Origin of the sequence: Roseibium sp. (assembly GCF_965232425.1) — a bacterium.
In the GTDB taxonomy this organism is placed as follows: domain Bacteria; phylum Pseudomonadota; class Alphaproteobacteria; order Rhizobiales; family Stappiaceae; genus Roseibium.
Genome location: NZ_OZ246971.1, coordinates 3,293,116 through 3,316,515, shown reverse-complemented (window position 1 = coordinate 3,316,515; position 23,400 = coordinate 3,293,116). Strand labels below are relative to the sequence as shown.

The 23,400-nt window shown below is 61.7% G+C and carries 20 protein-coding genes; 12 read left to right on the top strand and 8 right to left on the bottom strand.

The window, feature by feature from the left end:
- The first annotated feature begins 6 nt into the window (after positions 1-6).
- Positions 7-846: an SMP-30/gluconolactonase/LRE family protein gene (locus ACO08A_RS15285; protein WP_422036868.1), complete on the top strand. Its 840-nt coding sequence runs from the start codon at positions 7-9 to the stop codon at positions 844-846.
- 82 nt (positions 847-928) lie between these two features.
- On the top strand, positions 929-2,830 hold the full coding sequence (locus ACO08A_RS15280; RefSeq protein ID WP_422036867.1) for a beta-galactosidase: 1,902 nt from the start codon (positions 929-931) through the stop codon (positions 2,828-2,830).
- Between the two features lie 312 nt (positions 2,831-3,142).
- Here ACO08A_RS15280 and ACO08A_RS15275 read toward each other — a convergent pair whose 3' ends face one another.
- The 5 genes from ACO08A_RS15275 to ACO08A_RS15255 all read right to left on the bottom strand — a co-directional run bounded on the left by ACO08A_RS15275 (position 3,143) and on the right by ACO08A_RS15255 (position 7,370).
- A complete protein-coding gene (locus tag ACO08A_RS15275; RefSeq protein WP_422041764.1) occupies positions 3,143-3,805 on the bottom strand; it encodes a DsbA family oxidoreductase in 663 nt (220 codons plus the stop codon).
- A gap of 1 nt (position 3,806) precedes the next feature.
- A complete protein-coding gene (locus ACO08A_RS15270) occupies positions 3,807-5,744 on the bottom strand; it encodes a monovalent cation:proton antiporter-2 (CPA2) family protein (protein ID WP_422036866.1) in 1,938 nt (645 codons plus the stop codon).
- On the bottom strand, positions 5,744-6,361 hold the full coding sequence (locus tag ACO08A_RS15265; RefSeq protein WP_422036865.1) for an NAD(P)H-dependent oxidoreductase: 618 nt from the start codon (positions 6,359-6,361) through the stop codon (positions 5,744-5,746). The genes ACO08A_RS15270 and ACO08A_RS15265 overlap by 1 nt, the downstream gene beginning before the upstream one ends.
- A 180-nt stretch (positions 6,362-6,541) precedes the next feature.
- Positions 6,542-7,261 carry a glutathione S-transferase family protein gene (locus ACO08A_RS15260; RefSeq protein WP_422036864.1) on the bottom strand — a complete coding sequence of 240 codons (720 nt, stop codon included), beginning with the start codon at positions 7,259-7,261 and terminating at the stop codon, positions 6,542-6,544.
- The gene (locus ACO08A_RS15255; RefSeq protein ID WP_422036863.1) at positions 7,248-7,370 is read right to left on the bottom strand and encodes a hypothetical protein; all 123 of its coding nucleotides are present in this window, start codon (positions 7,368-7,370) and stop codon (positions 7,248-7,250) included. The genes ACO08A_RS15260 and ACO08A_RS15255 overlap by 14 nt, the downstream gene beginning before the upstream one ends.
- Before the next feature lie 87 nt (positions 7,371-7,457).
- Between ACO08A_RS15255 and ACO08A_RS15250 the strand changes: the two genes are divergently transcribed.
- Positions 7,458-7,829, top strand: a complete 372-nt coding sequence (locus ACO08A_RS15250) for a winged helix-turn-helix transcriptional regulator (RefSeq protein ID WP_422036862.1) — start codon at positions 7,458-7,460, stop codon at positions 7,827-7,829.
- On the opposite strand, the gene ACO08A_RS15245 is transcribed toward ACO08A_RS15250, so the two are convergent.
- Positions 7,811-8,941, bottom strand: coding sequence for a Gfo/Idh/MocA family protein (locus ACO08A_RS15245; RefSeq protein WP_422036861.1), 1,131 nt, complete (start codon positions 8,939-8,941; stop codon positions 7,811-7,813). The two genes, ACO08A_RS15250 and ACO08A_RS15245, sit on opposite strands and share 19 nt — an antisense overlap.
- A 59-nt stretch (positions 8,942-9,000) precedes the next feature.
- The gene (gene iolG, locus ACO08A_RS15240; protein ID WP_422036860.1) at positions 9,001-9,999 is read right to left on the bottom strand and encodes an inositol 2-dehydrogenase; all 999 of its coding nucleotides are present in this window, start codon (positions 9,997-9,999) and stop codon (positions 9,001-9,003) included.
- Positions 10,000-10,110: 111 nt separating this feature from the next.
- Here iolG and ACO08A_RS15235 point away from each other — a divergent pair, with 111 nt between their 5' ends.
- The 9 genes from ACO08A_RS15235 (at position 10,111) to iolB (ending at position 20,724) form a co-directional block, all read left to right on the top strand.
- A complete protein-coding gene (locus ACO08A_RS15235) occupies positions 10,111-10,959 on the top strand; it encodes a MurR/RpiR family transcriptional regulator (protein WP_422036859.1) in 849 nt (282 codons plus the stop codon).
- Positions 10,960-11,137: 178 nt separating this feature from the next.
- A complete protein-coding gene (locus tag ACO08A_RS15230; protein ID WP_422036858.1) occupies positions 11,138-11,953 on the top strand; it encodes a sugar phosphate isomerase/epimerase family protein in 816 nt (271 codons plus the stop codon).
- 113 nt (positions 11,954-12,066) lie between these two features.
- Positions 12,067-12,948 carry a sugar ABC transporter substrate-binding protein gene (locus ACO08A_RS15225; RefSeq protein WP_421984373.1) on the top strand — a complete coding sequence of 294 codons (882 nt, stop codon included), beginning with the start codon at positions 12,067-12,069 and terminating at the stop codon, positions 12,946-12,948.
- An 81-nt stretch (positions 12,949-13,029) separates the two neighbouring features.
- Entirely contained in the window at positions 13,030-14,136 is a 1,107-nt protein-coding gene (locus ACO08A_RS15220) for an ABC transporter permease (RefSeq protein ID WP_422036857.1), read from the top strand.
- Between the two features lie 61 nt (positions 14,137-14,197).
- Positions 14,198-14,956, top strand: a complete 759-nt coding sequence (locus ACO08A_RS15215) for an ATP-binding cassette domain-containing protein (RefSeq protein ID WP_421984370.1) — start codon at positions 14,198-14,200, stop codon at positions 14,954-14,956.
- Between the two features lie 72 nt (positions 14,957-15,028).
- On the top strand, positions 15,029-16,975 hold the full coding sequence (locus ACO08A_RS15210; protein ID WP_422036856.1) for a bifunctional 5-dehydro-2-deoxygluconokinase/5-dehydro-2-deoxyphosphogluconate aldolase: 1,947 nt from the start codon (positions 15,029-15,031) through the stop codon (positions 16,973-16,975).
- Positions 16,972-18,813 carry a 3D-(3,5/4)-trihydroxycyclohexane-1,2-dione acylhydrolase (decyclizing) gene (gene iolD / locus ACO08A_RS15205; RefSeq protein ID WP_422036855.1) on the top strand — a complete coding sequence of 614 codons (1,842 nt, stop codon included), beginning with the start codon at positions 16,972-16,974 and terminating at the stop codon, positions 18,811-18,813. Before ACO08A_RS15210 ends, iolD begins: the two co-directional genes overlap by 4 nt.
- 199 nt (positions 18,814-19,012) lie before the next feature.
- Positions 19,013-19,909, top strand: coding sequence for a myo-inosose-2 dehydratase (gene iolE, locus ACO08A_RS15200; protein ID WP_422036854.1), 897 nt, complete (start codon positions 19,013-19,015; stop codon positions 19,907-19,909).
- Positions 19,906-20,724, top strand: coding sequence for a 5-deoxy-glucuronate isomerase (iolB, locus tag ACO08A_RS15195; protein WP_422036853.1), 819 nt, complete (start codon positions 19,906-19,908; stop codon positions 20,722-20,724). The genes iolE and iolB overlap by 4 nt, the downstream gene beginning before the upstream one ends.
- 103 nt (positions 20,725-20,827) lie before the next feature.
- On the opposite strand, the gene ACO08A_RS15190 is transcribed toward iolB, so the two are convergent.
- A complete protein-coding gene (locus tag ACO08A_RS15190) occupies positions 20,828-23,017 on the bottom strand; it encodes a methyl-accepting chemotaxis protein (protein ID WP_422036852.1) in 2,190 nt (729 codons plus the stop codon).
- Between the last annotated feature and the right edge of the window lie 383 nt (positions 23,018-23,400).

Sequence of the window (23,400 nt, the reverse complement as noted above, 5' to 3'; positions counted from 1 at the left end):
ACTGGCATGAGCAACGTGTTTGACGCGCGCCGCTGCGTGCTCGGTGAAGGGCCGCTCTGGCACCCCGAGCGGCAGCAGCTGTTCTGGTTCGACATCCTGAGCAAGCAGCTGATGACCCGCGAAAACGGCAAGGCCGGCAGCTGGGAATTCGACGAATATGTCTCCGCGGCGGGCTGGGTCAGCAAGTCGGAGCTGATCATCGCAAGCGCGAGCAGGCTGTTCCTGTTCAATCTCGACACCGAGGCACAGACAAAGCTCTGCGACCTGGAAGCGGACGATCCGGTGACGCGCTCGAATGACGGGCGTGCCGACCCGAAGGGCGGCTTCTGGATCGGGACGATGGGGTTCAATGCCGAACAGGGCAAAGGGTCGATCTACCGCTACTACAGAGGCGAGCTGCGCCGGCTCTACAGCGGTATCACCATCTCCAATGCGATCTGTTTCGCTCCGGACGGCCAGACCGCCTATTTTGCCGACACGGCAACCCGGTCCATTCAGCAGGTCGCCCTGGATGCCGACGGCTGGCCGGGCGGCACACCGACGCTCTTTGCGGACCTGTCGCAGGAGGGTCTCAATCCCGACGGCGCCGTCATCGACGCGGACGGCCATCTTTGGAACGCACAATGGGGCGCGAACAGGGTTGCCAGATACGCGCCCAACGGCAGTTTCGTTGAGGAAATCGGTTTCACTGCGCATCAGGTGTCCTGCCCGGCTTTCGGTGGCGCCGATCTCAGCACGCTCTTCGCAACAACGGCAGCCGAAGGGCTGGACGGGATGGTCGAAGGCCAGACCTATTTCGCGCAGACAGCCGCAGTCGGTCAGCCGGAACACCGCGTCATTCTTTGAATACATTTGGATGCCAACCAACCGGACAAATGTTCCTGCAGTCCGGGTCGAATGGCCCCGTATTGTTCAAAAGGGCTCTGACATGAAGCGTACGCTTGGAACCTGCTACTACCCGGAACACTGGCCGGAGGAAATGTGGGAAGCCGACGCCCGGCGCATGGTGGACGCGGGCCTCACCTGGGTTCGTATCGGCGAATTCGCATGGTCCAGGCTGGAACCCGCCCCCGGCGATCTGAGGTTCGAGTGGCTTGACCGGGCGATCGATGTGCTCGGGAAGGCCGGTCTGAAGGTTGTCCTGGGCACACCCACGGCGACCCCGCCGCGATGGGTTGTCGCAAAACATCCCGACATGGTCGCATTGGACGCGGACGGCAAGGAACGCGGCTTCGGGTCCCGGCGCCACTACTGCTTTTCCCATGAAGGCTATCGCGAAGAGTGCGACCGCATCGTCAGGCTGTTTGCCGAACGCTATGGCAGGAACGCCCATGTCGGCGCCTGGCAGACCGACAATGAATACGGCTGTCACGACACCACGCTTTCCTATTCTGGCGCCGCGCTGGCTGCCTTCAGAACCTGGCTCGAAAACCGGTATGGAACCATCGAGGCGCTCAACCGCGCCTGGGGCAACGTCTTCTGGTCGATGGACTACGGCGCGTTCGATGAGATCGGACTGCCCAACCTGACGGTCACCGAGCCGAACCCGTCGCACACGCTCGCGTTCCGGCGCTTTTCCTCCGATCAGGTGGCAAGCTTCAACAAGCGCCAGGTCGAGATCATCCGGGCTCATTCGGACGCACCGGTCAGCCACAATTTCATGGGCCGGATTACCGAGTTCGACCATTTCAACGTGGGGGACGACCTCGACATTGCGACCTGGGACAGTTACCCGCTCGGTTTCCTCGAGGATCGCGTCGGCGCGGATGCCGCGCATCAACGTGCCTATGCGCGCCAGGGCGACCCCGACTTTCAGGCCTTTCACCACGATCTCTACCGGTCTGTTGGCAAGGGCCGCTGGTGGGTCATGGAACAGCAGCCCGGCCCGGTCAACTGGGCTCCCTACAACCCCGCTCCCCTGCCCGGGATGATGCGCCTTTGGGCGTGGGAGGCCTATGCGCACGGGGCGGAAGCAGTCTGCTATTTCCGCTGGCGGCAGGCTCCGTTTGCGCAGGAGCAGATGCATGCCGGCATGCTCCGCCCCGACAATGCCGATGCACCGGCGCTTCTCGAGGCACGTCAGGTCGCCGACGAACTGCGCAATGCAGGCGATGTTGCCGTTCATAAAGCGCCCGTCGCCCTCCTCTTCGATTATGATGCGGACTTTGCCTGGGCGACCCAGCCGCACGGCGCCGGGCTGAATTATTTTCAGATCGTGTTCGACGCATACAGGGCGCTTCGCAAACTGGGCCTCTCGGTCGATATCCTGCGGGCGCAGACACGTGATTTTTCAGGCTACGGCATCGTGGCCGCCCCCGGCATGATCTACATGCCGCAGGATCTGAAGCGCGCACTTGCCGAAGCGGACGCGGAGATCGTGCTCGGACCGCGCTCTGCTGCGCGCAATGCCGACATGGTCATCCCGGTCCCGCTGCCGCCGGACATGCCGGATCTCGACGTGACCGTCTCGCGCGTTGAAAGCACGCGCCCCGACATGCCGATGCCGCTCAGGGGCGGCGGCCATTTCGTCGGTTACCGGGAAGAGCTGGAAGGATCCGCCGATGTCATTTTGGAACTGGACGACGGCCAGGCCGCCGTCATGCGCTCAGACAACCTGACCTATGTCGGCGGCTGGTGCGATGACGCGGCCTGGACACGCCTCTTCAAGGATCTGTGCGGCAAAGCCCGCATCCCGACGATGGATCTCGCCGGTGGCGTGCGCTGCCGTGACGCCGGTGATCTCAGGATCTGGACAAACTACGGCTCTGCGCCGGCGGATACGCCCGCCGGCCCGATCGAGGCTGCCGGGGTCCTGTTCGAACACCTGTGACGCGGTCAACTCCAACGCCGCCTGAACTGCAGATCGGGATACTGGATTTTCCAGGAGATTGTCATCCCGGTTTACCGCGCGAGCGGCAAGACCGGAATCCAGTATTGCGAGTGGTAGGCAATCGGAAAAGACACATTGACAAGCGTTTACTGGGTTCCGGCCTTCCACTTCGCTCCAGCCGGAATGACAACACCACGTGAAATAGCAAGTCCGCTGCCGCCTCTTTAGGTGTCATTTGCGCAAATCAGGGAAAGCCTGGAACCCATTCGTTTGGAAATTAGCGAGTGTTCGCCTGCGGCTCTGGTCACCGCCTCAGGCCGCCTCACCGTTCGCAAGCTGCCGGATGATCGCCGTGTAGTTGTCGACGCCCTGTGCCCCGGACACGAGATGGCGGCGCTCGAAGATGACGGCGGGCACGCCGTGAATTCCGTTCTGCGTCCAGAAGGTTTCCTCCTGGCGCACCTGGTCTGCGTAGCGGCCGTCCTCCAGCACCTTCAGCACCTCGGCACGGTCAAGATCCACGGCTTCCGCGACGTCGGCAAGGACCTCGTTCTCGTTCAGGTTTTTCCGCGCCTGAAAATACGCTTCGAACAGCGCCATTTTCAGCGCATGCTCCTTGCCCTCACTGGCCGCCCAGTGAATGAGCTGATGCGCCTTGAACGTGTTCACCATGCGCATGTCGTCCGTGAAGCGGAAATCGAAGCCGAGACCCGACCCGATCTCCGTCAGGCGCTTGCGCGCTTCCTGGGACTGCTCCCGGCTCGTCCCGTATTTGCGCATGATGTGCTCACGCAGGTTCTCTCCCTCGTCCGGCATGTCCGGATTGAGCTCGAACGGATGCCATTTGACGGCGGCGGAAACGCCTGTCTGCGCAATTGCCGCCTCCAGCTGCTTGAAGCCGACGATGCACCAGGGACAGACGACATCGGACACGATGTCGATCTGCAGAACGTTTTCCAAGTCGAGGTCAGCCATGTCAGCCACGATTGTCTTCTCCTTCCGGCGTCAGTCCCAGGGTCGCGTCACTCTTCGGAGGCGGGTTCCAGCCCCGTTCCGTGCGCTCGTGGCGTTCTTCACCACGGTCGACCTTCATGATGTCAAACAGCGTTTCCGCATGTGCGCGCATGGCATCGAGATAGGACTTGTCGACGCCGCCGTCATTGTAGTTCTCGCGAAGGTCATCGAGCATCGCGAAGTCGTGATTGCGGAACTCCTTGGCCTTGGTCTGCGCCCGGAACGGATGGCTTCCGAGCTCGACGAGCGCCTGCTTTCCAAGCGCCAGCGCCCCTTCGAAAACCTCACGTTCAGCCACATGCGCACCGACATTTTCCAGTTCGTAGACGTGGTGGCGGTCGCGCGCCCGGGCAAGGATCTTGACCTTCGGATAGGTCTTGGCGACATGTTCGACCACGAGCGTCTGCTTGTCCCGGTCATCGATCGCGGCGATGAAGAGATCCGCCTCGCCGACACCGGCCGTGTGCAGCAGATCGGGCCGTGTGGCGTCGCCATAAAATGTCCGGATGCCGACCTTGCTGAGATTCTCGACCGTTTGCGGATCGTGGTCCAGAATCACGACGTCATAACCGCTGGTCAGCAGGAGCCGCCCGACGATCTGACCGAAGCGCCCCATGCCGACGATCACCACGCGGCCCTTGCTGTCGACGACATCCGGCTCCCGGTCCGACCGGGCCGCAGCCCTTGGCGCGATCACCTTTTCATAGAGGATGAACAACGCCGGTGTCAGCAGCATCGAGATGGCGACGACAAGCGTCATTGTCTGCAGCAGGCTTTGCTCCAGCGCGCCGGAGCTGCTGGCAAAGCCGAACAGAACGAACGCGAATTCACCGGCCTGCGCCAGCCCGAGCGCAAACAGCCACCGGTCCGGACCATCCAGGCGGAACAGCGTGCCGAGGGCGAACAACAGCGCGAACTTGACAGCCATCAGTCCGAGCGCCAGCCCGAAGATGGTGACCGGTGCCCCGAACAGGAGATTGAAATCGATCCCCGCGCCAACGGTCAGGAAAAACAGGCCGAGCAGCAGGCCCTTGAACGGTTCGATGTCGCTTTCAAGCTCATGCCGGTAGTCGCTGTCGGAAAGAACGACCCCTGCGAGGAACGTTCCGAGTGCCGGAGACAATCCGACGAAATCCATCAGGAGGGCGATACCGATCACCAGGAGGAGCGCGGTCGCGGTGAAGATTTCGCGCAAATGCGCTTCGGCGATGAACCGGAACACAGGCCTCAGCAGATGCCGTCCGGCAACAATGATCGCGATGATGACGGCGATGATCACCAGCGCCTGGGCCCATCCCGGCAGCGCGGCGAGTGCCTCGCCGCCATGCGCGCCGCCGCCATCGTGTCCACCATGGCCGTCCGAATGCGCCGCGCCGCCGCCGGTGGCGTGGCCGACTGCAAGAAGCGGCAGGATCGCCAGCATCGGGATCACGGCAATGTCCTGGGTCAGCAGTACGGAAAAGGAACTCTGTCCGCCCTGGGTCTTGAGCCAGCCTTTTTCATTGAGGGTCTGAAGCACGATGGCGGTCGAGGACAGGGCGAGGATCATACCTAGGGCAAGGGCCGCCTGCCAGGCAAGGCCGAAGGCAAGCGCGATCCCGGCAAAGACGGCAGTCGTGCCGACGACCTGAAGTCCGCCGAGGCCGATCAGCTGCTTGCGCATCTTCCAGAGCACGGCGGGTTGCAGCTCGAGGCCGACCAGGAACAGCATCATCACCACGCCGAATTCGGCGAAATGCTGCACCTCCGTGGTTTCGGACCCGACGATCCCGAGCACCGGCCCGATGACAACGCCGGCAATCAGGTACCCCAGGACCGAACCGAGACCGAGCCTGTTGGCGATCGGCACGGCGATGACGGCCGCGCACAGATAGACGAATGCATCGCTGAGAAGCTCCATCAGGCAGGCTCCCCCTTAAGAAGAAAATCGTAAAGATCTTCGGTCAGAACGTCGGCCCGGGCTGCCTTTTCAAGATCCAGCCGCTCGGCCACCAGCGCCTTCAGCAGGTCGTCATAGGCATTGCGATGCACATCGAGACGGCCCTCTTCCACCGCCCGCCCGGCACCGAACAGAACAAACGGCGCGAGATATGTCATCCGGCACAGATCAGCGGTCTTTTCAAACGGGGCCAGCAGGCTGCGCAGGTCCGCGTGGTTCATGCCCTCTTCCGAGTAGGCCGCCGACTTGGCACCTGTCGTCACCGCGTTCAGGAACACCTTGTCATCGAGCGCGTGTCCGTGCTGTCCGTAGGCAAACCCGTATTCCAGGACGAGGTCCTGCCATTCCTTCATGATCGAGGGTGCGGAATACCAGTAGAGCGGGTGCTGGAAAATGATGACGTCATGCTCGGTGAGACGCGCCTGTTCGGCATCGACATCGATATTGAAATCCGGATACCGCGCATAAAGATCAACGGCGGTGACACCTTGCACCCCCTGCGCCGTTTCGAACATCGGGAAATTGACCTCCGACCTGTCCGGTCTCGGATGTGCGAATAGTACCAGTACCTTGGCCAAGAGTTCCCCCGTCCGCCCAAATGACACCAGGCGGCTTCGCCGCCCCGCTGAAAACAAGTCTGTCCTCATCGCGGCGAAGACCGCAAGGCCTGCATCCCGCGATGAGGGTCTGACGTCTTGCCCGCTCCGTCACCGGCCATGCGGCTCAGGTTGCCGGAGGAGGCCCCTCTCCGGAAGAGGTTACGCGTCCTTTACGTCGCTGGCAAAACGCGCCGCATTTTCTTTCAGGAATTCGGTTTCGTCCGCCTGGCCCCAGAAGGCCGGTTGCGCCTTCGGTATCGTCAGCGCCTTGCGGACCGCCGGGCGGGCATCGATGCGGTCGAACCATGCCTTGAGGTGGTCGAGACCGTCCACGGACACCTTCGCCCAGACATAGGCGCGCGCCCAGGGATAGGTTGCCATATCCGCAATCGTGTAGGTATCCCCCGCCAGCCACTCACGGCCGTCAAGCCGGGTGTTCAGCACGTCCAGCAGGCGTCGCGTCTCGTCGACATAGCGCTTGATCGAGAAGGGTTCTTCCTGTCCGTTCGGTGCCGCGATCCGCTGAAAGTACATTGCCTGCCCCATCATCGGGCCGATCCCGCCCATCTGGAACATGAGCCACTGAAGCGTTTCCGATTTCGCTTTCGGCTCTTGAGGCAGGAACTGTCCGTACTTCTCGGCAAGGTACCAGAGGATCGCCCCGCTTTCGAAAACCGCGAAGTCATCATTGCCCCGATCGACGATCGTCGGGATGCGGCCGTTCGGATTGAGCTTCATGTAGTCCGGTGCCTTCTGCTCCTTCTTCGCAAAGTCGATGAAGGTCAGGTCATAGGGAACACCGGCCTCCTCCAGGAAGATCACCGGCTTGTAACCGTTCATGGTGGCCGCGGTGTAAAGGTGGATATCAGGCTGCGGCATTCAACGTCCCTCCCGGAAACGGACGGGTCTGGTGCCCCTTGATGATCAGAATTCTTGCCATGGTGCGCGCGACCTCCCGGCTTGCCTGCCGCCGCAGCAGCAGCTTCATGTTGATTTCCGCCAAGAGATGAGGGACAAGGTAACAAAAATCAACCAGTATACTTTTTGTAACCTGAAAAGAAATTGGAGATCGGCCATGACGGGACGCCTTGCAACGGTCGGCAGGAGCAGAATTGTTCTGGAAGCCTGTACCGAGCCGTGTCCGATCGAGCGCGGCATGCGCATCCTCGGCGGCAAATGGACCGGGTCGATCCTGTGGCACCTGAAGGACGGCCCGGTCCGCTTCAACGACCTGTCGCGCATGCTCGGCGGTGCCAGCAAGAAGATGATCGCGGAGCGCCTGAAACAGCTGGAAGCGCGCCGTCTGGTCTCACGGAACGTGCTGCGGACGGCGCCCGTATCGGTGCAGTACGAGATAACGGAATTCGGCCGGACGGCCCTGAAATTCCTGGACGAGCTCAGGATCTGGAGCGAGACCCTCCCCGAAGATCAGATGCGGCCGACCTGAACCCTCTGCCCCGTTTCGCCGCTTTCCGCGATCGCGTGAATGACGGCTTCGAAGTGGAGTGCTTCCCTGAAGGACGGCACCGCTTCCCGGCCTTCCGAGATCGCACGCAGGAATTCGTGAACCTCGATGACCTTCAGATCGTTGAAACCCAGCTGATGCCCCGCGGCGGGCACGAACTGTCCGTAAGGCGGATGCGCGGGTCCCGTGAGAAGTGTCTTGAACCCCTGCTCCGCAAGCGGACCGCGGTTCTGATAGAGACGCAACTCGTTCATGCGCTCCTGATCGAAGGTGATCATGCCCTCGGTTCCATGCACTTCGAAACCGATGTAGCTCTTGCGTCCCCACGCGCTGCGCGATGTCGAAACAACACCGTGCACACCGTTTTCAAAGGTCAGCAACGCGGAAGCGATGTCCTCGTTTTCAACTTCGCGCCGCTCGCTTGATCCGTCTCCCATCGGCCGCGTGACATGGACGGTTCTGGTTTCCGCGATCAGGCTTTCGACCGGCCCGGCGAGAGCCGTTGCCAGTGAGATCACGTGACAGCCGAGATCGCCGAGGGTACCCAGACCCGCGTCGGCCTTTGTTGCCCGCCAGGTCCAGGCAAGCTCCGGGTCTGCCTGATAGTCTTCATCGACCATCCCGCGGAAATGAACGATCCGCCCGATCGCACCATCGGCGATGAGTTTCTGCGCGTGCCGGAAGGCCGGATTGTGCAGGTAATTGTAGCCGACGATCGTCCTGGCACCCGTTTCTTGCGCCAGCGCCAGCATCGATTTGGCATCCTCGAGCGTGAGCGCCATCGGCTTTTCCAGATGCACGTGCTTTCCGGCGGCAAGAGCGGCCATCGCCATGTCCTTGTGCACCTTGTTGGGCGTCGTGATGCAGACGATGTCGACCTTCGGATCGGCGATAAGATCCCGCCAGTCGTCCGTTCCCCGTGCAAAGCCGAACTGGTCTGCAAGGCGCGCGGCCTTATCGGCCGGAACGTCGCAAAGAACTTCCAGACGCGTCTCGGGGACGTCCCCGAAAACGGCGCGCACCGAGCCATAGGCCAGTGCGTGGCACTTGCCCATGAAACCGGTGCCGATCAGTCCGATGCCGACACTGTCCATTTGCTGTGATCCTTTGTTGCGATCCGGAAATACTGCACGCTCGTCCAGGCGCGCGCGCCTCAGATTTCGTCAACGCCGACGGAACGGCGCTCGGCAACCGACTTGAGCGCGGCCTCGGCGAGCAGAAGTGCCTTGAGCCCGTCATCCCCGGACGGATGCGGCGGCGTCCCGGTCTCGATCGCTTTGACGAACGCCGCAATCTCGGCAGCGTAGGCATCGATGTATCGGGTCATGAAGAAATCATGCAGCGGCGGCCGAACGAAACCCGCATCCGTCGCGACTTCGATACCGACCGGCCGCTGGTTTTCCGCGGCAACCGCGCCCTTCGATCCATGCACCTCGATCCGCTGGTCGTATCCATAGGTCGCCCGGCGCGAGTTCGAAATGGAACACTGCTTGCCGGACCCTGTCGTCAGCACGACCGTCGCGCTGTCATAGTCGCCGAGCTTGCCGATCTCCGGATCCACCAGAACCGAGCCGGTCGCGTAGACCGTCGACACTTCCTCGCCGAGCAGAAACCGCGCCATGTCGAAATCATGAATTGTCATGTCACGGAAGATCCCGCCGGAGACCTGAATGTAGGTGCCGGGAGGCGGGCCGGGATCGCGCGAGGTGATGTGCACCATCTCCACATCGCCGACGAGACCGTCGTCAATCGCATCGCGGACCGCCTTGAAATGCGGATCGAAGCGCCGGTTGAACCCGATCATCAGCGTTGCGCCGAGTTCCTCGACAGTCGCGAGACAGGCCTTCACTCGGTCCACGGAAAGGTCGATCGGTTTTTCGCAGAAGACCGCCTTGCCGACCCTGGCGAACCGTTCGATCAGATCGGCATGGGTATCGGTGGGCGTGCAGATCACTACTGCGTCGATGTCATCCGCCGCAGCGATCTCATCGATTGTGCTCACCCGTGCGCCATGGGCACCTGCGAGCGCTTCGGCGGCTTCTGCAAAGACATCGGCGACGGCCACCAGGAGCGCGCCTTCGGTGGCAGACAGCGCCTTTGCATGCGCCTTGCCGATACGGCCGGCTCCGAGCAATCCTATTCTTACAGTCATGTCTCTCTCCCGAAGTTTCCGGTACGCGCATGGCCTTCACTGCCACCTTGCCATTTTAGAATAAAAATTCCAAAATCACTTTCAACGGAATGTGTCAAGTAAGAAAAGAAGATGGACATGAGTGAGCCCGACCCAGATCCGGTACCCGCCAACCCCGCACCGGAATCGATGGACGCCTTTTTCCGGCGTTTGGGAAGCGCCACGGAAAAGCTCCCGAAGCGGCTGAAGCAATTCGCACAATATATAGCCGCCAACCCGGACCGCGTGGCCGTCTCGACAATTGCCGAACTCGCCGAAGGAGCAGCGGTGCAACCGTCTGCCGTCATGCGCTTCTGCCAGGAGATGGGGTTCTCCGGTTTCTCCCACATGCAGAAACTGTTCCGGTCCGATTATTCCGACAAATGGCCCGACTATGCAACTCGGCTGGAACAGCTTCGGGAGCAAGGCTCCGACACGCCGTCGGCGCTTCTGGCGGAATTTGTCGATGTCGGACGCTCCTCCCTGGAAAATCTGATGAACACAGTGGATCCGCGTGCACTGCAGCAAGCCGTCGATGTTCTGGCACGGGCGGAAACAATTCATCTTGTCGGATTCCGGCGCGCCTTTCCGGTCACCTCCTACCTCGCCTATGCCTTCGAAAAAATGGAAGTGCCCGCCATTCTTCACTCCGGGCTTGCCAACATGAACATGGACCACCTGATCCGGCCCAACGATGCGGTGATTGCGGCCACCTTCGCTCCCTATACGGAACTGACGCTCGATATTGCTGCGAAAGCGCGCGGGACCGGTGCGGATATCGTCGCCATCACCGACGTGGTGACCAGTCCGCTGGCGCGGCTGAAGGCCATTCAGCTGCTGGTCGCCGAACTTGACGTCGGCGCCTTCCGGGCCCTGTCGGCCAGCCTGTGTCTCGCGATCACCCTCGCCGTTTCGGTCGGGGCGCAACGAAATGGAAAGTGACTTTTTCAGAAAATTTCTGTTGCAAATAGGATAAAACAGAATATTAATTCCAAAATAAGAATTCAGAGCGGGTCCGGCTGATGAATAACGCTAGGGCGCGCCGGGGGAGCCCGGGAGGGCATGCGCAGATGACAGAATGGGCTGCAATACGGCGCAGCAGTGTCTCGAGGGTTTGCCGATGACCGTCAGGATCGGTTGCTGCACCTGGATTTTCGGAGACGCCCCGCTTGCGAAAATTGCGCAGCGCGTCAGGCGCAGCGGCCTGGACGGGGTCGAGCTGTTTGGCGATGTTGACGGCCTCGACCCCGCCAGTGCGCGCAAGGTTCTGGACGGCGAAGGCCTGGATGTCTTCTCGATCACACCGGCAGATGCGGATATCTCCCACCCCAACGCCGGTATCCGGAAGGCCGGCATCGACTACTACGACCGGCTGATGGACTGGGCCGGCGATCTGGGGGAACCGCTGATTTCCTGCCACGGACAGGTCGGCCGTATCAAACCGGTCGCGAGCCAGCAGGAAGAAGATGATCTGCTGATCGCCTCCGTGGACCGGATTTGCGCAATGGCCCGGACACGCGGCCTGGACGTCGTGTTCGAAATCCTCAACAGGTACGAGACCCACCAGATCCGCACGGTGGCGGAGGGGTGTGCGCTGCTGGAGGCCGTCAGGGCGGACAATCTCAAGCTTCTGCCGGACGCCTATCACATGAATATCGAGGAAGACGATCCGGCTGCCGCGCTCAGGCAAGGTGCCGGCCGCATTGGTCTCTACCACGCCGCCGACAGCAACCGGTGCGGCATCGGCCAGGGGCACACCGATTTTGCCGCCCAGCTAGGCGCCTTGCGCGACATTGGCTATGGCGGACCGATCATCCTGGAGACGAATGCGCCCGGGCCAAACCCGTTCACACCGGCAAAGGGCCGGGACTTCAGCGAGATTGTCGAAGCGCAGCTGTCGGCTTCCGGCACCGAACTCAGGAGGTTGGCGGCATAGAATTCGGCCAAGGGCCGATAGTGAACCGCGATCCCGCGGTTGGTTTGTAAAAAACACTCGGGAGGAGTGAGTAAATGAAAAACTTCGTAAAAGGTGTGGTCGTTGCCAGTGCGATGGCTCTGACAACCCCCGCATTTGCGACGGACATCATTGTTGTGTCGCATGGTCAGGCGAATGATGCGTTCTGGTCTGTTGTGAAGAACGGTGTATCGCTTGCGGCCGAGCACACGGGTGCGAATGTGGACTACCGGGCTCCGGAGACGTTCGACATGGTGGCCATGAGCCAGCTGATCGACGCGGCCGTGAACCAGGAGCCGGACGGGCTTGTCGTGTCCATTCCCGATGGGGATGCGCTCGGGCCGTCGATCCAGCGTGCGGTCGAGGCCGGCATTCCGGTGATCTCGATGAACTCCGGCTCTGATGTTGCCCCGGGTCTCGGCGTGACGCTTCACGTCGGCCAGTCCGAGTATGACGCGGGCGAGGCTGCCGGCAAGAAGCTCGCCGAGATGGGCGGCAAGAAGGCCGTGTGTGTGAACCACGAGGTGGGCAACGTTGCGCTTGACCTGCGCTGCGAAGGCTTCACCAAGGGCTTCGGCGGTGAGGTGACGGTTCTGCCGACCTCCAACGATCCGGCCGAGATCGAAGCCAAGGTGGCTGCGGCCCTGTCGTCCGATGAAGACGTCGACACGGTCATGGCGCTGGGTGCCAGCACCGCCGGTGAGCCGACCGTTGCCGCTGCCAAGGCCTCCGGCCGGGATCTCAACGTGGCGTCCTTCGACCTGTCCGCGAACTTCCTGCAGTCCATCGTTGACGGCGATGCCGCCTTCGCGATCGACCAGCAGCAGTTCCTGCAAGGCTATCTCCCGGTCGTGTTCCTGGCCAACAATGCAGCCTACGGCCTGATGCCGGGCGGCAACGTTCCCTCCGGTCCGAACCTCGTCACCAAGGACAAGGCGGCCCAGGTGATCGATCTGTCCGCCAAGGGCATCCGCTAAGCGCGTGCCGCACGCGCACTAACAAACGGAACAAGGGGGCGGCGCGCCCGCGCGCCGTCCTTCCATAAAAGGGAGGCAACAATGAGCGACGCCGCTCCGACAGATGCAGACGAACGGGTCAAGAAGGAATCGTTCTTCTCCAAACTCATGAAGAAGCCGGAACTCGGCGCGATTGCGGGCGTGATCCTTGTCACCCTGTTTTTCCTGGCAACCGCCGACGAGGCCATGTTCAGCCTGTCCGGCATCATGAACTTCATGACCCCTGCGGCCCAGCTCGGCATTCTGGCCATCGGCGCCGCCATGCTGATGATCGGCGGCGAGTTCGACCTGTCGATCGGTTCCATGGTCGCCTTTGCCGGCCTGTTCTTCGCCGCCTGCGTCGTCACCTGGGGCCTGCCCCTGGTGCTGGCCATTCCCCTCACCTTCGTCTTTTCCGCCTGTGTCGGCGCCATCAACGGCACCATCGTGATCCGCTCGGGCCTGCCCTCCTTCATCGTCACCCTCGCCTTCCTGTTCATCCTGCGCGGGCTGTCCCTCGTCGGCCTGAAGTGGGCCACCGGCGGTGCCACCCAGCTGCGCGGTGTCCGCGATGCGGTCGAGGGCGACTGGCTCGCCCCGTTCTTTTCCGGCGATGCCTTCGGCGGTCTCTTCAACTGGCTGGCCACCAACGGCTTCGTCGACACCTTCAAGAGCGGCGCGCCCAAGGTTCCCGGCATTCCGGTCGAGATCCTCTGGTTCATTCTCATTGCCCTGATCGCGACCTACATCCTCTTGCGCACGCCCGTCGGCAACTGGATCTTCGCCGCCGGCGGCGACAAGACCGCCGCCTCCAATTCCGGTGTTCCGGTCAACCGGGTCAAGATCTCCCTGTTCATGCTGACCGCCTGCTGCGCCGCCATGGTGGCCATCATCACCGTCATGGACGCCGGCTCCACCGATGCCCGCCGCGGCTTCCAGAAGGAGTTCGAGGCCATCATCGCGGCCGTCATCGGCGGCTGTCTGCTGACCGGCGGCTATGGCTCGGCCATCGGCGCCTTCTTCGGCTCCATCATTTTCGGCATGGTCGTCATCGGCCTGACCTACACCAACTTCGACCAGGACTGGTTCCAGGTCTTCCTCGGCTCCATGCTGCTCATCGCCGTTCTGTTCAACAACGCGATCCGCAAGCGCGTCACGGGGGAGCGCTGACATGACCCAGGACAGCAAGTTCCATCACGGCGATGCGCCGGAGTTCGAACCCATCATCCACATGGTCGACATCGAGAAGCACTTCGGCAACATCATTGCCCTGGCCGGCGTCAGTTTCGACGTCAGGCCCGGCGAGTGCCACTGCCTGCTCGGCGACAACGGCGCCGGCAAGTCGACCTTCATCAAGACCATGTCCGGCGTGCACAGGCCCACGAAAGGTGAGATCTTCTTCGAAGGCAAGCCGCTCAGCTTCGCCACCCCGCGCGATGCCATGGAGGCCGGCATTGCCACCGTGTTCCAGGATCTGGCCATGATCCCGCTGATGAGCGTGACCCGCAACTTCTTCATGGGCCGCGAGCCCACCAAGGGGCGCGGCCTGGCCAAGCGCTTCGACGTGACCCGCGCCAACGAGATCACCATGGAGGAGATGCGCAAGATGGGCATCAACCTGCGCGGTCCGGACCAGGCGGTCGGCACCCTGTCGGGCGGTGAACGCCAGACGGTCGCCATTGCCCGCGCGGTCTATTTCGGCGCAAGGGTCCTCATCCTCGACGAGCCCACCTCCGCCCTCGGTGTGCGCCAGACCTCCAACGTGCTGGCCACCATCGACAAGGTCCGCAAGCAGGGCGTCGGCGTCGTCTTCATCAGCCACAACGTCCGCCACGCCCTCGCCGTCGGCGACCGCTTCACCGTCCTCAACCGCGGCAAGACACTCGGAACCGCAAAACGCGGCGAGATCACACCCGAACAGCTCCAGGATCTCATGGCCGGCGGACAGGAAATGGCACAACTCGAAGGATCCCTTGGAGGAACCGTCTAGCAAACACTCCCGGATCCGTTTCGACACGGGCCGCGACACCGGCCGCGGCCCTTAAAAAATTGGAAGAGTGACGTGAAAAAGCTCGATGTCATCACCATCGGCCGGTCTTCGGTCGATCTTTACGGCGCACAGGTCGGCGGCCGGCTCGAGGACATGTCGTCCTTCAACAAGTATATCGGCGGCTCGCCCACGAACATGGCGACCGGAACCGCGCGTCTCGGACTGAAGTCCGCCGTGATCACCCGTGTCGGCGACGAGCATATGGGGCGGTTCATCGTCGAGGAACTGGGCCGCCACGGCGTGGACACGCGCGGCGTCGTCACCGACGGGGAACGCCTCACCGCGCTTGTTCTTCTGGGCATCCGCGACCAGGAACAGTTTCCGCTCATTTTCTACCGTGAGAACTGTGCCGACATGGCGCTGTGCGAAGACGATATCGATCCCGACTTCATTGCCTCTGCCAGGGCCGTTGTCGCGACCGGAACCCATCTGAGCCATCCGCAGACGGAAGCGGCCGTCCTCAAGGCGCTCAAACTGGCCCGCGCGAATGGCGACCGTACTGCGCTTGACATCGACTACCGTCCCAATCTCTGGGGCCTGTCCGGTCACGGCGATGGTGAAAACCGCTTTATCGCGTCGGAAAAGGTCACGGAAAAACTCCAGTCGACCCTCCATCTGTTCGATCTCATCGTCGGAACGGAAGAAGAGTTTCACATCGCCGGCGGGACCACCGATACCGTCGAGGCGCTCAGGAATGTGCGCAAGGTGTCCGCCGCGACGCTGGTCTGCAAACGGGGCCCCATGGGCGCCTCCGCATTCGAAGGCGAAATACCTGACCGGCTGGATGACGGCGTCTCCGGACCAGGCTTCCCCATCGAGGTGTTCAATGTGCTGGGCGCGGGCGACGGCTTCATGTCGGGCCTTTTGAAGGGCTGGATCACCGGCGAGGACTGGGTAACCAGCCTGACCTATGCAAACGCCTGCGGCGCGTTTGCCGTCTCCCGGCACGGATGCACGCCGGCCTATCCGAGCTGGGAGGAACTCCAGTTCTTTTTGAAGCGCGGCGTCAAGACCAAGGCGCTGCGCAAGGATCCGGAGTTGGAGCAGATCCACTGGTCGACGAACCGTCATTACATTCACGGCGGCGACTGGTCGACCATGCGCGTATTCGCCTTCGATCACCGCATCCAGCTTGAACAGATGGCCGACGAGGCGGGCGTCACCCATGAGCACATCGGCTTCTTCAAGAACCTGTGCCTGGACGCGGCGCAAAAGGTGGCCGGCGGCAAACCGGGTTACGGCATCCTCTGCGACAGCCGCCTTGGCCAGGACGCCCTGTTCCGGGCCGCTGGAACCGGCCTCTGGATCGGGCACCCGGTTGAATGGCCCGCTTCGCGTCCGCTGACCCTGGAACCCGAAATCGGTGAAGATTTCGGCGGCCTGAGCGAATGGCCGGCCGAACACGTGGTCAAGGTGCTGTGTTTCTGTCATCCGGACGATGACGACGGCATGAGAGCGCAACAGGAAGACGTCCTGAAGCGCCTGTTCGCGGCCTGCCGCCGCAATCGCCTGGAACTGTTGCTCGAGGTCATTCCGTCCAAGGTCGGCCCTGTCGATGACGACACCAACGCGCAGATCATCCGCCGCATCTACGAACTCGGCATCTACCCGGACTGGTGGAAACTGGAACCGATGACCTCGAAAGCCGCCTGGTCGAAAGCCTGTGCCGCCATCACGGAAAACGATCCCTACACCCGCGGCATCGTCGTACTGGGCCTTGACGCGCCCGAAGACCAACTGGCCGACAGCTTCGCCCAGGCAGCCCGGTTCCAGCTGGTCAAGGGATTTGCGATCGGGCGCACGATTTTCGGTGACGCGGCACGCGGTTGGCTGTCCGGAAAGATCACCAACGAAGCGGCCGTTGAAGACATGTCGAACCGCTTCGAACGCCTGTGCCGGATCTGGGACAAGGCGCGTGACGAAGCGCGTCTTGGCACCCAGCAGGGAGAACCGGCATGAAGACGATCCGCATCACGGCCGCGCAGGCGATGGTGCGCTACATCGCGGCCCAGATGAGCGAAGACGGCGACCGCTTCATCGACGGTATCTGGGCCATCTTCGGTCACGGCAATGTGGCCGGTCTCGGCGAGGCGCTGCAACAGGCGGGCAATCAGCTACCGACCTGGCGCGGCCAGAACGAACAGACCATGGCCCACACGGCCATTGCCTATGCCAAGGCAAAAAAGCGCCAGCGTGCCATGGCGGTGACGTCGTCCATTGGCCCCGGTGCGACCAACATGGTGACGGCCGCAGCGCTTGCCCATGTGAACCGCCTGCCCGTTCTGTTGATCCCCGGCGATGTCTTTGCCAACCGGGCACCGGATCCGGTCCTGCAGCAGGTGGAGGATTTCGACGACGGCACCGTCTCGGCAAATGACTGCTTCCGGCCGGTATCGCGCTATTTCGACCGGATAGCGCGGCCCGAGCAACTGCTGACCGCGCTACCGCGCGCCTTCCGCGTCCTGACCGACCCCGCCGCCTGCGGTCCCGTGACCCTGTCCTTCTGCCAGGACACCCAGGCCGAGGCCTTCGACTATCCGGAGAGCTTTTTCGAACCGAAGGTCTGGCGTATCCGCCGGCCTGAACCGGACAGCCGTGACATCGCCGATGTTGCCGCGTTGATCAGATCCTCCGTTGCACCTGTCCTCGTCTGCGGCGGCGGCGTCGTCTATTCCGGAGCCGAGGAAACACTTGCCGCTTTCGCCACCCGCCACGGCATCCCGGTGATCGAGACGCAGGCGGGCAAGTCCGCGCTTGCCCAGGCGCACCCGATGAATTTCGGAGCCGCCGGTGTCGACGGTGCGGAAAGTGCGAACAAGCTGGCGGAAGCCGCCGATCTCGTGATCGGTGTCGGCACGCGCTTTCAGGATTTCACCACCGGGTCCTGGGCTCTTTTCAAGAACCCGGGCCGGAAGCTGGTTTCCATCAACGTTCAGGGTTACGACGCGGACAAGCACGGCGCGGTTGGTGTTGTCGGTGATGCAAAGGTTTCTCTGGAGCGATTGACCGCGTCCCTTGAAGACTACCAGGGCAGCGCCTTCGACCCGCAATCCCGTCTCGACTGGCTTGCGAAGGTCGATGCCCATTGCAGCGCCAGGACCGGCATGCCGGACGGCTACCTGCCACTCGATGCGGAGGTGATCGGCGCCGTTCAGCGCACCGCGACCGACAAGACGATTGCCATGTGCGCGGCCGGTACAATGCCCGGCGCGCTGAAGCTCTTGTGGCAGGCACCGCAGGGCGGCTATCACATGGAATATGGCTATTCCTGCATGGGCTACGAGATTGCCGGCGCCATGGGCATCAAGCTCGCCCAGCCGGACCGGGACGTGGTCTGCTTTGTCGGCGACGGCTCCTACATGATGGCCAATTCCGAACTGGCGACAGCGGTGATGCGGCGCGTTCCTTTCACGGTAGTGCTGACCGACAATCGCGGCTTCGGCTGTATCAACCGGCTGCAGATGGGAACCGGCGGAGCCCAGTTCAACAATCTCTACCGGACGAGCAATGTAGAGGCACAGCCCGACATCGACTTCGTCGCGCACGCCGCCGCCATGGGCGCGCATGCGGTCAAGGCGAAGGACACTGCCGCTCTCGAGGCCGAGATCCTGGCGGCGCGCGATCGCGAGATCCCCTCGGTGATCGTGATCGACACCGACCCGATGCACGGTCCGGGCGAGGCCGGCGGCGGTCACTGGTGGGATGTCGCCGTACCTGAAGTCTCCGCACGCGCGGAGGTGAAGGCGGCACGCGAAGGCTATGTCGCGGCCCTGAAGGATCAACGGGCAGCGGATTGAAATCTGGAAGCAAGAAAGAACAACCGAACCGAAATCCTCATCCAGAGGAGGGCCAAAGGCCCGTCTCGAAGGATGGGCCGCAGGGCACTGATAGTGCCGCCTATCCTTCGAGACAGCGCTGTCGCGCTTCCTCAGGATAAGGTTCCCGGAAAGAACCCAAACCAAAGAACGTTGCAAGCAACGTTACAGGACGAATGCCATGATCCTATTCGGCGCAAATCCCATCGCCTGGGCCAATGACGACGACCAGTCGCTTGGCGCGCACATACCGACGGAACAGATCCTGTCCGAGGCATCGGAAATCGGCTTTGACGGCATCGAGAACGGTCACCGCTGGCCCGACGATCCGGAGGAATTGAAACAGCTGCTCGCAAGCCACGGACTGAAATTCATTTCCGGATGGTATTCGCTGAACCTGCTGGCGCAGACAGTCGAGGATGAGAAGACGGCGATCCAGCCGCATCTCGACAAGCTGAAGCACAATGGCTGCACGGTCTGCATTGCCTGCGAAACCTCCAACACCATCCAGGGGTCGGATGTCGACATCTCCACCAGCCCGGTGCTGAGTGACGCGGAGATGAAAGCCTTCGGCGCGAAAGTGGAGGAACTGGCCGTCTTCTGTGCCGATCAGGGCATCGACCTCGTCTATCACCATCACATGGGAACGGTGGTCGAAACGCTGCCCGAAATCGACGCCTTCATGGCGGCGACCGGACCGGCGACAAAACTGCTGTTCGATGCCGGCCATTGTTACTTCGGCACCAGGGGAGAAGATCCGGCACCTGTCTTGCAGAAATACATCGACAGGGTCGGCCATTTTCATGCCAAGAATGTACGCCCGGCCGTGATGGACGACATTCGGTCGAATGGAAAATCATTCATGGACGGTGTCAGGGCGGGTGTCTTTACCGTTCCGGGCGACGAGGAAGGCGGCATCGATTTCACGCCCCTTCTGAAGATCCTGAAAGGCGCGGACTACAGGGGCTGGATCGTCATCGAGGCCGAACAGGACCCTGAAGTCCACAATCCGTTCAAGTATCAGAGCCTGGGGCTGAAAACGCTCAAGGCGATCGCAAGCGAGTTGGATTTGAGATGAGCGATCTGTTGCGCAAACCGTCGGCAACCTCCGGCAAGGTTCACGACATCACCACTGAGAGCGCCAGGGGGCCGAAATCTCCTGATTGGGGTTACGTCGGCTTCGGTCTCTACCGGCTGCGCGCCGGGGAAACCGTTTTGGAACAGACCGGCGACCTGGAAGTCATTCTGGTGATGGTCGAAGGCCGGGCGTCGATCTCCGCCGGCGGCACCGATTTCGGTGAGCAGGGCAACCGCATGAACGTATTCGAGCAGTTGCCTCCGCACAGCGTCTATGTGCCGAACGGATCGGACTGGACGGCGACGGCGACGACCGACTGCACCATCGGGGTCTGCACGGCCCCCGGCAAAGGCGGGCATGAAGCGCGCGTTCTGCCTGTTCCGGAGAAGGTCATCCGCGGCAAGGGTGCCAACACCCGCTACATCTTTCCGATCGCCATGGAAGAAACGGACGTTGCCGACAGCCTGCTGGTGACGGAAGTGTTCACGCCCCAGGGCAACTGGTCGTCCTATCCGCCGCACCGGCATGACGAGGACAGCTTCCCGGACATGACCTATCTGGAAGAGACCTACTATCACCGGCTGAACCCGGATCAGGGCTACGGCCACCAGCGTGTCTTCACCGAGGACGGTTCCCTTGACGAGACGATCTCGATGAACAGCCACGACGTGGTTCTCGTCCCGAAGGGGCACCATCCTTGCGGCGCACCGTATGGCTACGAGATGTACTATCTCAACGTGATGGCGGGCCCCATGCGCAAATGGCGCTTCAAGAACCATCCCGACCATGACTGGATCGCGCAAAGGGATGCGTGAATGGCGGCGGGCCGGGCGCTTGTCAGCAACCCGGCCCGGATCGTGCCACGTGGCATCATGATTCTTCCTGCAGACCACGGCCTTGCCACGGCGCCTGAAGAGATCAGGCAGCATCCTCGTGCCGGCTCTCCGCATTGCGGGTCACGTCGCTCAGGAACCTTTCCACCTCCTCGGTGAGCATGGCGCTCGCCTCCGAAACCAGGCCGGACGCGGAGTTCACCGAGCCTGCTTCTTCCGACGTTTTTTGCACGACGCTGGCGACGGACGTCATGCTTGTTTCCGCTTCCGAGGTGCTGTCGCTGGCAGACTTCGCCGAGCGCGCGATTTCCTCGTTGGCAGACCGCTGTTCCTCGATCGCGCTGGCAACCGAACTCGTGAGATCCATGACGTCGGACACTTTCGCCGAGATGTTTCCGATCGCGCTGGCGGCATCCTTGACGGAGGTCTGAATTCCGGAAACCCGCCCTGAAATCTCGTCCGTCGCCTTTGACGTCTGCTCCGCGAGTTGCTTGACTTCCGAGGCGACGACGGCGAACCCCCGCCCGGCTTCTCCCGCACGCGCGGCTTCGATGGTTGCATTGAGCGCAAGCAGGTTGGTTTGTTCGGCAATGTCCCGGATCAGGTTGACGACGCTGCCGATATGCTCGGCCGTTTCCGAAAGCGTCTGGACATACTGATTGGTCACCTCCGCAGCCTCCACGGTTTCGGTGACGATCCGGGTGGTCGCTTCCGTCTGGTTCGCGATCTCCTGGACAGACGCCGTCATTTCTTCCGTTGCTGCGGCAACCGCCGCAACGTTTTCAGACGCGTTTTTCGAAGCGTTGCCCGCCGCATGCGTCTCCGTGGAGGCGCTGTTGGCCAGCGTATCGAGCGTGGTTGCCGATTGCTGCATGAGGTGCATCTGATCGGACACGGTTGCCAAACGCTCAGAAATGGCAACCTTGAAGTCGCTGATCAGGCCATCCAGCTGCAGCTGCCGCTCGCGTTCCCTTTTCTGATCGCCCTGTGCCTGCATTTCCAGCTCGCTTCTCTGGATGGCATTGGCCTTGAAAACTGCGACGGCTCTGCTCATGTCGCCGATCTCATCGCTCCGCTCGGCACCGTCCACATCCACATTGACGTCACCCGCAGCCAGTCGTGTCACGGCATCGACAAGCCGCGCGATCGGCGACGTAATCGTGCGCGCGGCGAAAAACCCGGCAACGGCGGCGATCGCAAGCAGGACCACGCCGGCCACAAGCATCCGGTTGCGCATGGCGGCGACGGGAGCGTTGGCCTCTGCGTATGATTGCATGGCCAGGAGTACGAAGCCGTTGTCCTGATAATCGAATTTCAGGGCCTCGACATCCATCAGTTCGCCCCGATGCAGGTCGGCGTATCCAAACGCACTTCCGGCTTTCTTGGCTTCTTCGATGACGGGCGCGTCGATCCTTGTCGCCAGGATATCGTTCACGTCGGCGGTATGATCAGTGTCGTTGCGCATCAGGCCGTCATCGCCGATGAGCACAAGCTCACCGGTATTGCCCAGACCAAGATCGTTCTTCATGAGTTGATTGATCTTGTCGACCGGCATCTGAAACGCAAGAACGCCGATCGTGCTGCCATGGCTGTCGGTGACCGGATGGGCCATGAAACTGGCAGGCGCGTCGAAACTCGGGCCGTAAGGGGCGAAATCTTCGAAGGCGATCTCGCTGTCCGCGGTAATGGACATCGCCTTCCGGTAAACCTCGCCAAGGTCGGACGACGCCCATTTGCCGCCACCGGCCAGAAAGTTGGTCGCGTAGTCGAGTTCTTTGAAAACCGAATAGACGAGGTTGCCTTCCGTGTCGAACAGGAAGACATCGTAATAGCCTTCATCCTGTTGCAGCTTGTGGAACCAGGGATGATACTTGCCGTGAACCAGGTCATACGCGGTCCCGGTCTCGGCCTGGTAGAGCTTGTCCTTTTCGCCGGTCGGATGGGGGTTGTCGGTAATGTAGGCCTGCTGGAGACGGGCCTCCATGTCTGTGCCGTCTCCCGCCATCTCTTGCCAGGCGCCGGCAAAATCCGAGACAGCGGAAGCTGTACCCGGGTTCTCGGCGATCAGCACGAGCTGGTGCTCGATCGCTTCCAGGTAGGCATGGATCTCGTGTGACCCGATTTCAGCAGCTGCCTTGAGCCGTTGCTTGGTGAGCTCTTCGATACTGTTGACGGACGTGAAGTAGCTGGCAACGCCAATTCCGATGCCGACAACGGCGGCGGCCCCGACCAGCAATGCAGGAATTTTCTTCGACAGGCGCATATTTGAGAGCATGAAGACCTCGCACGGAAAAGGATCTCCGGCGCTCGATATGAGCAGCGGCGGAGTTTCAAATTTCGAATGATTTCTTGTTTCGACTTCCTGAAACTATTATTTCGGCAACAGCTGGAAGAAATGGTTAATGAAATCTGCCTGACACAGCGCAAGCATGACAAATTACGACATTTTCTTTACAAATTGACCCAGATGAATGGGCTATTATACTAAGGTAGAAACGGCCAAAACGCTGGATTCAAGTACGTAATATTCCGCCAGCGGCGTAAATCGACTCGATTTTTGCTTCGAACAAGCCGCATGACCAGGAATCGATTCCTGTAGATACGTGAGGTCCTCAATGGCTACCGTTCAAGTCGCAAGGGACAGCTGAACCAGTCCGG